The organism is Methanocalculus sp., assembly GCF_030651615.1.
Taxonomy (GTDB): Archaea; Halobacteriota; Methanomicrobia; order Methanomicrobiales; family Methanocorpusculaceae; genus Methanocalculus.
This window is the reverse complement of sequence record NZ_JAUSCG010000224.1, coordinates 1-10,576: the sequence shown is the minus strand read 5'-3', so window position 1 is coordinate 10,576 and position 10,576 is coordinate 1. Positions and strand designations below refer to the sequence as shown.

Annotated in this window: 12 protein-coding genes; 7 read left to right on the top strand and 5 right to left on the bottom strand. The window is 53.1% G+C overall.

Features of this window, described 5'->3' with window-relative positions; genetic code table 11:
• Positions 1 to 531 (bottom strand): rubredoxin (locus Q7V06_RS09465; RefSeq protein WP_304840916.1); only part of this gene is annotated, 531 nt, incomplete at its 3' end.
• 127 nt (positions 532 to 658) lie between these two features.
• Between Q7V06_RS09465 and Q7V06_RS09460 the strand changes: the two genes are divergently transcribed.
• From Q7V06_RS09460 to Q7V06_RS09450, 3 genes are all read left to right on the top strand, one after another.
• Positions 659 to 913: a pro-sigmaK processing inhibitor BofA family protein gene (locus Q7V06_RS09460; protein WP_304840914.1), complete on the top strand. Its 255-nt coding sequence runs from the start codon at positions 659 to 661 to the stop codon at positions 911 to 913.
• Between the two features lie 156 nt (positions 914 to 1,069).
• On the top strand, positions 1,070 to 2,023 hold the full coding sequence (locus Q7V06_RS09455) for an ATP-binding cassette domain-containing protein (protein WP_304840912.1): 954 nt from the start codon (positions 1,070 to 1,072) through the stop codon (positions 2,021 to 2,023).
• A complete protein-coding gene (locus tag Q7V06_RS09450) occupies positions 2,023 to 2,748 on the top strand; it encodes an ABC transporter permease (RefSeq protein WP_304840910.1) in 726 nt (241 codons plus the stop codon). The genes Q7V06_RS09455 and Q7V06_RS09450 overlap by 1 nt, the downstream gene beginning before the upstream one ends.
• Here Q7V06_RS09450 and Q7V06_RS09445 read toward each other — a convergent pair.
• Positions 2,710 to 3,345, bottom strand: a complete 636-nt coding sequence (locus Q7V06_RS09445; RefSeq protein ID WP_304840908.1) for a flavodoxin family protein — start codon at positions 3,343 to 3,345, stop codon at positions 2,710 to 2,712. The genes Q7V06_RS09450 and Q7V06_RS09445 overlap by 39 nt on opposite strands.
• Positions 3,346 to 3,476: 131 nt before the next feature.
• Between Q7V06_RS09445 and Q7V06_RS09440 the strand changes: the two genes are divergently transcribed.
• On the top strand, positions 3,477 to 4,667 hold the full coding sequence (locus Q7V06_RS09440) for a coenzyme F420-0:L-glutamate ligase (protein WP_304840906.1): 1,191 nt from the start codon (positions 3,477 to 3,479) through the stop codon (positions 4,665 to 4,667).
• A gap of 21 nt (positions 4,668 to 4,688) precedes the next feature.
• Here the strand turns inward: Q7V06_RS09440 and Q7V06_RS09435 are convergent, their stop codons facing one another.
• Positions 4,689 to 6,329: a histidine kinase N-terminal 7TM domain-containing protein gene (locus tag Q7V06_RS09435; protein WP_304840904.1), complete on the bottom strand. Its 1,641-nt coding sequence runs from the start codon at positions 6,327 to 6,329 to the stop codon at positions 4,689 to 4,691.
• Positions 6,330 to 6,392: 63 nt separating this feature from the next.
• Here Q7V06_RS09435 and Q7V06_RS09430 point away from each other — a divergent pair, with 63 nt between their 5' ends.
• Positions 6,393 to 6,863 (top strand): hypothetical protein, encoded by a 471-nt coding sequence (locus tag Q7V06_RS09430; protein WP_304840901.1) that lies wholly within the window; start codon positions 6,393 to 6,395, stop codon positions 6,861 to 6,863.
• Here the strand turns inward: Q7V06_RS09430 and Q7V06_RS09425 are convergent.
• Positions 6,851 to 8,101, bottom strand: coding sequence for a hypothetical protein (locus Q7V06_RS09425; protein WP_304840899.1), 1,251 nt, complete (start codon positions 8,099 to 8,101; stop codon positions 6,851 to 6,853). The genes Q7V06_RS09430 and Q7V06_RS09425 overlap by 13 nt on opposite strands.
• Positions 8,102 to 8,230: 129 nt before the next feature.
• Between Q7V06_RS09425 and Q7V06_RS09420 the strand changes: the two genes are divergently transcribed.
• A complete protein-coding gene (locus Q7V06_RS09420; RefSeq protein ID WP_304840897.1) occupies positions 8,231 to 8,842 on the top strand; it encodes a type IV pilin N-terminal domain-containing protein in 612 nt (203 codons plus the stop codon).
• A gap of 111 nt (positions 8,843 to 8,953) precedes the next feature.
• Here Q7V06_RS09420 and Q7V06_RS09415 read toward each other — a convergent pair whose 3' ends face one another.
• Positions 8,954 to 9,427 carry a redoxin domain-containing protein gene (locus Q7V06_RS09415; RefSeq protein WP_304840895.1) on the bottom strand — a complete coding sequence of 158 codons (474 nt, stop codon included), beginning with the start codon at positions 9,425 to 9,427 and terminating at the stop codon, positions 8,954 to 8,956.
• A 97-nt stretch (positions 9,428 to 9,524) separates the two neighbouring features.
• Here Q7V06_RS09415 and Q7V06_RS09410 point away from each other — a divergent pair.
• Positions 9,525 to 10,576: response regulator (locus tag Q7V06_RS09410; RefSeq protein WP_304840893.1), on the top strand; the 1,052-nt coding region annotated here is incomplete at its 3' end.

Sequence of the window (10,576 nt, the reverse complement as noted above, 5' to 3'; positions counted from 1 at the left end):
TGCTGCTGCCTCTTCATGCCTGACGACGATATAGCGGATGGTGCCATTCTTTCTGATCGCATCCACAAGGCCGAGTGATGAGGTTCCGGGGAGACCGAAGACGAGATCGATTCCGGATGCAAGGAGTGAATCGATGATCACATCCGAGACGGTCTTTTGGGACTGTTCATGAGTGATCGCATCCTTTCTGACCATCACAAAGGCTGACCGGGCCGCCCCGCAGACCGGGCATCGCCAGTCATCTACGAATTCGGCAAACCGTGTGCCGGGAGGCGTATTCGTTGCCGCCTCACCGTTCTCTTCATTATATCGGTAGTTGCATACGGTGCATCTCCAGACCATCGACAGGGCGGGGCCAGACCCGGGACTCGTCGGAACAGGTGAGAACGCCGACTTCTCTGCCGCACAGACCGGACACCGCCAGTCATCCGGGAGTTCTTCAAAAGGGGTATCCGGACCTGTCTTTGTTGAGGGCTCGCCTACCTCCTCATCATAGATATATCCGCAGACTGAACATCGCACTTGTGGCATACCATACCTCACTTTTGAGATCGAGGTGTGAAGAGGAGATAAGTATTGCTGTTGCCACGGATCTCTTCGGTCTTAATGGAGAAGGAGTACCCTATCATTATATAGGTGGAACGACGAGATCACCACTATGTTTGGTTCGCTCGCGGGTATTATCATCGCAGTGGTGATCGCTGTCATCATCTACTACCTTCTGAAGAAGGCAGTTTACCTCGTTTACAATGCTGTCATCGGGATTGTCGCCCTCTTTCTGATAAATATGACCGGCATCTTCGGAGATCCCGGCATCCCGATCAACATCGTAACGGTGTTAATCAGTGCAATCGGGGGTATCATCGGGGTTATCATCATCATCCTGCTCCACGTTCTTGGCATCCCGCTCTGAGTCAGGAGACGGACTTCTTTTTTTAACATGAGGTATTCAGCATTCCATACACCACCCATGTACCCAAAATGACTTTTCGAGATACAGATCGAAGCATAACCTTTTAAAGGGTTCGGACTTCAAAAGAGTAGTACGCAATAAGGAGAGCGTATAACGTTGACCGCAATCGAGATTATCGGATTAACCAAACGATTCGGAGGCCTTGTTGCAGTCGATGGAATGAACCTCTCGATCGATTCTGAGATCTTCGGCCTCCTCGGACCCAATGGATCCGGGAAGACAACAACAGTGAAGATGCTCACCACACTCCTCACCCCAACGGAGGGTGATGCACTCATCTGCGGCCACTCGGTTACACAAGATCCACGGAGGGTGAGGGAGCAGATCAGTTATGTCCCGCAGGATATGGCAGTTGATCCCAAACTCACCGGCAGGGAGAATGTCATCTTCTATGCGAAGCTCTACGGCATTCCAAGGCCCCGTGAGACCGCAGATGAAGCGCTCGTTATGCTTGAGCTTGCTGATCGTGCTGACGATCTGGTGAAGACATACTCGGGCGGGATGCGGAGACGGCTTGAGCTTGCACAGGCACTGGTGCACGATCCCGAGGTGCTCTTTCTGGATGAACCGACGATCGGACTTGATGTCGGAGGCAGACGGAGGATCTGGGACCATATCATCGAACTGAAGAAGAAGGGGATGACCGTCTTTGTCACAACCCACTATATGGATGAAGCAGATCATGCCTGTGACCGGATCGGGATCATCGATAAAGGCAAAGTGGTGGCAATGAATACCCCGACAGCACTGAAGACGGAGGTCTGCCGGGATATCGTGGCCATCCGGGCCGATGGGAAGTTCCATGGCGTCTTCCCCGAAGGCATCTCATATCTTGGCAGGACCGGGGATGAACTGAAATTTAAAGCTGTGAATGGTGAGGAGGCAGGAGTTGCCCTCTCCCGGGCATTCACCAATGACGGAATGAATGTCAGATCGGTCTCGATCCGCCAGCCGACCCTCGACGATGTCTTCCTCGCTCTTGTTGGCGAACAGGATGAGACGATGGCATTTGATTTCCAGCGGTTCCGGACGATGCTCAGGAGGCGGTGATGAGAGAGACACTATACTATATGGAACGTGACTTCCGCCGCTGGTCCCGGGGAAGGGTCAATGTCATATCCGCATTAATCCTGCCTGCGGCATGGCTCATCTTTGTTGGTCTTGCGCTTCCGATCCGGTTCACCGACAACTACCTCGACTTCATCACTCCGGGCATCCTGGTGCTGACGATGCTTGGTGCATCACTGCAGGGTGGAGCACTCCTGATGTTTGACAAGATCCTCGGGTTCCTCCAGAAGTTCCTCGCAATGCCTGCTCCCAGGGAGACGATCCTCTTTGGAAAGATCCTCTTCATCACCTGCCGGGGTCTGATCCAGACGACGATCATCCTGATAATGGCGATCATCCTCGGCGCACATTACCTTAATCCGCTCCTGCTGCTCCAGACGTACATCGTCCTCTTCATCTTCGGAGTGCTCCTCTCATCAGTGATGACAACAGTTGCCCTCAGCCTTGAGGATCACGACTCGTATGCGGCATTCAACTCGATGATCGCCATGCCCCTCTTCTTCACAAGCAGCGCTCTGATGCCCTATGACCAGATGCCTGCATGGCTTGCAACAATCGCCCACCTAAACCCGGTCAGTTATGCAATCGATGCGATCAGGGCGATGCAGGAGGGCATCTTTCCGGCAACCACCATCCTGGGATTACTGATCGGAGCTACCTGTGTTCTGTCAGTGAGCGTGGTCGTCTTCAGGAGGGCAACACTCTGAGAGATTCAGAGTGATCGTGAGTCTCCTCCCTGCCTCCATCGCCTCTTCCAGCAGATCAGGGCAATCACGGATAGCGCCCCGATCAAAGAGGGAGAAGACTGCGATCTCCTGTACAATCTCATATCCGAGTGCTTCGAGCGGGAGGCGGAGGGCTTCAAGTGTCACCCCCATATCCTCCCTGTTCTCCTGCTCACATACCGCTGCAATGATCGCCCGCCGCCCCTGACCGGCAAGACGGCTCGACCACCCCCTCGGCCGGGTATCAGCAAAATCATAGAAGCAGTAGAGCCGGTCGATGAAAGCCTTCATCATGGCAGTTACATTATAGTTGTGTGTCGGGGAGACGAGGACAAGATAGGGTGATGCAAGGATATTCGGGTACAGGAGCGTCATTCCATCATTCAGTCCGGTACACTGCTTATCTTTCCGGCACCGCTCACATCCGGTGCAGGAGCTGAACTGGTAGTCCCGGAGGCAAACGGTATCGGTCACCATTCCCGCCTCTTCTGCACCTTTCAGAATAGACTCAAGGAGAATATCGGAGTTTCCGTTCCGCCTCGGACTGCCCGAGATGCCGAGGAGATGGTTGGCTGACATTTGAGACTGTTTTTGGTATGATATCTCATAAAACCATAGGAAGAAGAGACAATCCGGAATAACTATCATCTCTGACATAAGACGTGTTCTCAAGAGGCTTGATCGGGATTATTGATCCAGGAGAGAGAGTTATGTTTCAACTGCCATCGTATGTCGGGCCATGTGCCTTTGGAATCAGAATGGGTATCATCGTTCCGGGAACCGATCTTCAGAGGATGCTCCTTGACGTAGTCGTCAGGCTCGATTCCGACGGGATGCTCGGAGATGGCGATGTCCTCTCCATCACCGAATCGATCGTTGCACGGGCGCAGAATAATATGATCACAACAGAAAAGACCGCAGAAGAGATCCAAAAGATCCTGTCGCTCACTCCTTCAAGCAGAGTCGGCGTGGTCTTTCCCATTGCCAGCAGAAACCGGTTCTCCCTCATCCTCGAATCGATTGCAAAAGCAGTCCCTGAAGGGGAGGTGATTGTACAGTTCTCCTACCCCGATGACGAGGTCGGAAACCAGATCATCCCGCCGGAGGTTGCAGAGGAACTGGATGAACGATATAACGGCTTCTTCACCCCTGAAGAGATTAATGGCAATCATACGCATCCACTGACCGGTGTCAACTACCTCTCTCTGTATGAAGAGATCATCAGACAGGAAGGGGCCAAACCATCGATCATCCTCTGTAATGATCCAAAAAGGATAGCAGAATTCAATCCTGATGGTGTGATCATCGCCAATATCCACCCCCGTGAGAAGACGAAGAAGCTGGTGAAGACGGTGATCGCCAACTGTTGTACGCTACAGGAGATATGCAGCAGCGGCAGATGCCCACCCAGTTCAGAATGGGGGCTTTTAGGGAGCAATATGTCTTCGGGATGCAGGCTGAAACTCGCTCCATTTGAAGCTGAAGAGTTCGTCTGCTATCTCCAGGAGAAGATCCTCGGGAAGACCGGAAAGCGTGTCGAGATCCTCGTATCCGGAGATGGAGCATATAAAGACCCGTCAAGCGGCATCTACGAACTCGCCGATCCGAAAGCCGCCTTCGGAGCCACCCCCGGGATCAAGGCAGTCCTCCGGGAAGGCGTGAAGATGAAGTACCTGATCGACAAATTCCATGGAGAAGGAAGATCCGATATCGAGATCATGGAGAAGATTGCAGAAGAGTCACAGAGAGAGAAGGAGATCCACTGTGTCGACTGCCTCGGAACAACTCCACGAAAGATGGAAGATCTCCTGGCAAGCCTTGCGGACCTCATCACCGGATCAGCAGATGCCGGGACGCCGCTTGTTTTGATCAAAGGCATTTACCGGCAGCACTCATCCTGAGGAGATACTTGCATCACCGCTTCAGCCCTGATCCCCTTTCCACCCGCCATCAGGCACCAGAATCACAAACCTCGCACCAGCCCCGAACGTGCCATCTTCGTAGATGGCAATCCCGGTTATTGCAAGGATATCGCGAACAAGAAAGAGTCCAAAACCGGTATTCTTTCCATAGCCCCTTGCAAATATCTTCTCCTTCTCTTCTTCCGGTATCCCGGCTCCATCATCAGAGACGGTGATCCGAAGAGTACGTTCGACCACATCACAGGAGATGGAGATCTCAGTTACCCGCTCCCCATGACGCTTTGCATTATCAAAGAGGTTCTCAAAGACCTTCGGGAGCATCGGGTCGGCATATACAACATACCCGGAGCAGTCGATGGAGAGCCTGATGCAGCAGGGTGCCTTGATGATAGATGATAGCTCCTGCCACTGCGGCTCCTGGGTACCGAGGTCCTGATAGATCCGGGTGAACTCAATCTCGGACTGAATCCTGTCTGTTGCTGTCTTCATGATAGCAAGATACCGTTCATACTCAGGACCAGGTGAGATATCACGCGATAGTTCGATACAACCCTGGACGACGGTGATCTGGTTGAGAATATCATGCCGGGTGACGCTTGAAAGGAGGGAAAGCTGCCTGTTTGCTTCACGAAGACCGATCTCAGCCCGCCTCTGGTGCGAGATGTCATGCAGAATAGAGATCCGGCCGAGGGCGCCACTCTCCTTTATGGTCAGTCTGGTCACCTCCAGAAGAGCACCGTCAGGAGATCTGAACTCGACAATACCATCACCTGCCGGGGAGAGGGGGAGGATATCAACAATATTCTGTCCGATCGCTTCAGGGGCATTGACCAAGAGGCACACTTCTGCTGCGGGGTTCATGTAGATCACCCGCCCGGCATCATCGGTGATCAGGATGCCGTCGGTGAGATATTCGGGGATCCTGCACTGGGTACGGGGGAGGATCGTGAAGAGATGGTGCTTCACCGAAGCGAAGACGAGGACTCCTCCAACGAGGGTGAAGACAACCGGCGTTATCTGGAGTCCGGGGAAAGGGCCGAGTTTGGCGACATACACCGCACTTGTCAGTACCGGAAGCAGGATGGCAATGATCACAAGGGTGATCTGGGGGCGGTAGAATACCGGGTAGTCCATCAGGGCGAGGAGAAGGATGGAGACGGAGAATGCCGTCAGGAGGTAAGAGTAACAGATCGCCACCCAGAAGAGAGGGCCATACTGGTAGAGGAAGAGGGTCAGATCTCCGACCATATACGGGGTGACTGACGTATAGTAGAGGAGATGAGAGGGGTTTGTGAGAAGTGCCAGAAATGTCAGGGCAGGCAGTGTCATGAGCAGAACGAGAGTATTTCTCGTTACGTACCGGTCACGCCCGGTATAACAGAGGACAAATAAGAGCAATGCCGGGGTAATGATCAGAATCCCCAGATACTCGATGAGCGTTGCAGCCAGATTCGTCCCGAGATCCGCTGATGACAGCTCGACTGCATAGGCGGCAGACCAGATCACCGTACCGAGAACAACAGCCTGCATCGGCCTTTTTCCCGGAGAATCCGGGAGCTTTTGGGTGAGAAGAAGGAAGAAGAGACCGATTGCTACTGCCGCAAGATAGAGGAGAACAAAAGGTGAGAACTGAACGATCATCCTGAGAACACGTAATCCCCACAGGATGATTAATATGATGTGTCAGAACCACCAAGTACCCATATGAGCCTCGACTATTCCGAGACCCAGTACTTCCGACACCCGGCGATCATTGCTCTTGTCGGCGGAACTGCGATCATCACCTGGTATGCCACCCTCATACAGGGTGATATCGGACCTCTTCAGATCTTCATCCTCGCAATGGTCGGGGTTGTGATCCCACTCCTCTTTGTAGTACTTCGGCTTGAGACGAGAGTATCAGTTGACGGAATCACGTACCGGATGCCCCCAATAGTACTGAGAGAGAGGACGATCCGCTGGAGTGAACTTGAAACTGTTGATCTCATCACCATCCGGCCGATCCGCGACTGCGGGGGCTGGGGGATTCGTTACTGCAGAAATAAAATGGGGATCGCCTACATCGTCAGCGGAAACCAGATGATCCGGTGCACCTTCAAAAACGGTGGGAAGGTGCTCCTCGGAACAAAGAGATCGGATGAGATGATGAAGACGATCAGATCCTACTTCAGCTGACAAACAATTGTACCGATCTCAGCCAGAGCGGTCGTAATCTCATCTCCCAGACGCCTTTTTTCATCGAGAAGCCGGACCTGCTCCTCCTGGGCAGATGATACCGCCGCCTCTGCTCTGGCCTGGTCACTCTTCATATTCTGTAATTCATGTGTAAGCCGCTCTTCTGCTTTGATCGCCGGATCAGACCCCGCTGCACTCTTTATCTGCCTGAGCCGGTCTTCTGATTGGCGATACGACTCAATCGCCGCCTGCACGGTTGCGGTAAGTGTCCCCTCTCCAAAGAGCAGCTGCTCCTCACGGTTCTTGAGCTGAAGTTCACCAGATGCAATCAGTGCCTGGATACTCGCAATGACCGGTGCTGCATCGGCTGCGAAGTCCGGCTGCGGAATAGGATTGTCACAGAACTCCAAGAAGGATTTTAAGGTATCTGTTGGGGCTTTATGCCGTTTGAGAAGTTTTTCAGCTCTCCTGAGAACAGCCGCCGCAGGCGCCCTCACCTGTGCATACTGCTGAAGGGCGGCATTCACCGCCGCTTCGGCTTCTCTGATCTCTTCTTTTATCGAAGAGGCCGGAAGTGAGGCAAGCTCACCTTCAGCTGCCTTGATCTTTGGCAGGAGGGATTCAGCTGAAGATCTGGCTATCTTCTCTTTCGTGATAGCTGCCTTTAGAGAGGTGTCTATCTCTTCAAGCCTCCGGTGGAGGGAACGGATCTTCACCAGCTTCTCCCTCTGTTGACCAGCTTCGGTGAGTGCAGTAGTCATGCTGTTGACTGCCCGGCCGATATCTTTGATAAGATGACGAAGACGGGGTGCCTCCTCTTTATACGCGATATGGAGGTACTTCCCGGGACCCTTCGCAGCTGCGATGACACCTTTTAAGATCTCTGCGGCTGTTGCATAGTACGCCTCCGGATCACCTGTTGGGCGCTTTTCCATCGCCTGCCTGAGGGAACGGACACTCTGTGGCCGTGCGGTCTTTAAGACAGACTGCACCTTCGGGTGAGCCATCATCTCATCATCCCCATATGTAGGCTCCTTCTCAAACTCCTCTATGAGTAGGGAGAGCTGATCGAGTGCTATCTCTATCTCGGCCTTCGGTGCGGTGAATGCAGCTACAACTCCGGATCGTATCTCCTCTTCCTGTTGATCAAGCCAGGCAGGCAGGTCATCAAACGGGATCGTCTCCGACAGAGGAGGCTCCTCTTTGCGGCCGAAGAGGGCACGAAGTTTGGAGAACATACTACTGAATCAGCGCTCCTTGATGAAAGTGTTTCCGTCAGGAATATGGCGTGACGAAGACCGTACACTGAAATACTATTATGAAGGAGGGAGACAATCATAGACAGAAGAGCATTCGGGTGGTGGCAGATGAAGAACGAGGGTGATGCGGTTTCATCAGTGGTAGGGGTGGTGCTGATCATCTCTTTTGTCGTCATTCTCGGTGCAATTGTTGCACAGATCATCTTCACCACCTCAGGAGCACTCGAACACCCAAAGATCGCCGCTGTCACGATTGAGTTTACCAAAGACTCGTTCATATACTTCAGAGGTGGTCAGGATCTCGCGTCAATGCAGTCGGTGACGCTGACAGGGGATGGGCGGGCAGGTGCATATATATTCAAACCCAATGATCCGGAGCTGACGAAAAGGTTCCCGGAGGGCGTCACTATCCTGATTACCATTTCGGAGAACATTATCGATGATATCATCACGGATGTGCGGGCTCAGTATGCGGACGGTCATACCATTGTTGTCGCCGACATTAAAGACGATATATCCGGTGAAATTGTCTACTCTATAGCCTTCCCTCAGGATGGTCGCCTTCCGGGACCTTTCACACCGGGCCAGATGATCAGTATCTTCCCGGGAGTTGATATGCTCGATGACCCGAGGAATCCAAATCAGATCGTCGTCGTCGGGACATGGCCTGATCAGAGCAGTGCCGTCCTCTTCTCAAAGCTCCACTATGACACCGGATGACCCGGGGGATGTCGGGGCACTATTTCAAGCAGGATGAACACTGGGAATCGTCTTCGAACATCGTGGTGGGGACCAGATCCGGAAGTATCCGAAGACATCACCGGTAGAATCTCATTCCTTCTTCAAAAATCCGATGATCTCATCGATATCAGGGACGCTATGAACCGGATAGACCTTTGCGAAGATGATCGTCTGATCCTGGTCGATGATGATGTTCGCCCGCTCTGAAAAGCCATTCGCATCCCGGAAGATCCCATACTGCCGTGCCACCTGCCCATGAGGCCAGAAATCGCAGAGGAGCGGGGTATGCCGGATCTTCAGATGGTCTGCCCATGCGGCCTTACAGGGGACGGAGTCGACGCTGATCCCGATCGGGACGGTATCAAGTGACGAGAAGACAGATCTCTTCTCTTCCAGGGAGAGCATCTGGGCTGCACAGTACTCTGTCCATGCAAGCGGGTGATAGGAGAGGAGCACCCGTTCTCCGGCATGTTCAAGGAGGCTGAAGGTGGTATTCTTTTGGTCCTTCAATGCGAAAGTGGGGGCATCATCTCCGGGCCTGACCATGTGTGGTTGAGATTCCATAGAGGAGGATTTCCGGTATGAGAGATAAAAGATGTGGTCTGAGGGGATGTCCCGACCACCGAATCTGATCTTGCGGAAAAGGTAAAGGTATCAGAGCTTGGATATATATGAAATGACTGCTGCTCCACACCGCATCCTCTATATCGATGATGAACCGGCACTCCTTGAGATCGGAAAGATCTTCCTTGAACGGAACGGCAGTTTCTCTGTTGATACTGAAGAAGATCCGGAGAAGGGATATCGTCGGGTGCTTGATGGCGGATACGATGCGATCGTCTCCGATTACCAGATGCCGGGGATGGATGGGATTTCACTGCTGAAGGAGATCCGGGGAGCGGGGTGTCGGGTCCCGTTCATCATCTTCACCGGCAAAGGCCGGGAAGATGTGGTGATCGAGGCATTAAACAGCGGTGCGGACTTCTACCTCCAGAAAGGCGGGGATCCGAAGTCCCAGTATGCCGAGCTCTCAAAGAAGCTTGAACATGCGATCGCACGGCGGAGGGCTGAAGAGGAGCTTTTACGGAAGAATGAGGAGCTGGCAGCGGCAGAAGAGGAGCTGCGATCACAGCTGGAAGACCTCGTTTTTGCACAGCATGAACTCCGTCAGTCCAGGGATCTCTTCCGGACATTTGTAGATCATTCATATGATGCAATCTTCATCCATGATACAGAAGGGCATGTCCTTGATGTAAATGAGACGATGTGCCGGTTGTATCGGCTGAACCGTGAGGAGGCACTCCGGTACACTATCGCCGACTTCTCCGGAGCCGGGTTTTCCGCAGAGGAGAGTCATCGAGTGTGGGAGCTGGTCATTTCAGGCGAGGATCAGCTCTTTCTCTGGCAGGCACGGCGGCCGATGGACGGTTCACTCTTTGATGCCGAGGTCTTTCTGACACGGGCGGAGATGAATGGAAAGACCTTTATTCTCGCGTTTGTCCGTGACATCACCGAACGGAAGCGGGCAGAAGAGGAGCGGCAGGTGAATGAACGGAGGATGGCAACCCTCTTTGAGCTGACACAGATCGCGGATCTGCCCGAGCACACCATCACCAATTTTGCCCTTGAACGGGCGGTTGAGATTACCAAAAGCCGGATCGGGTACCTGGCATTCGTCAGCCCGGATGAGAGGACGATGACGATGTACTCCTG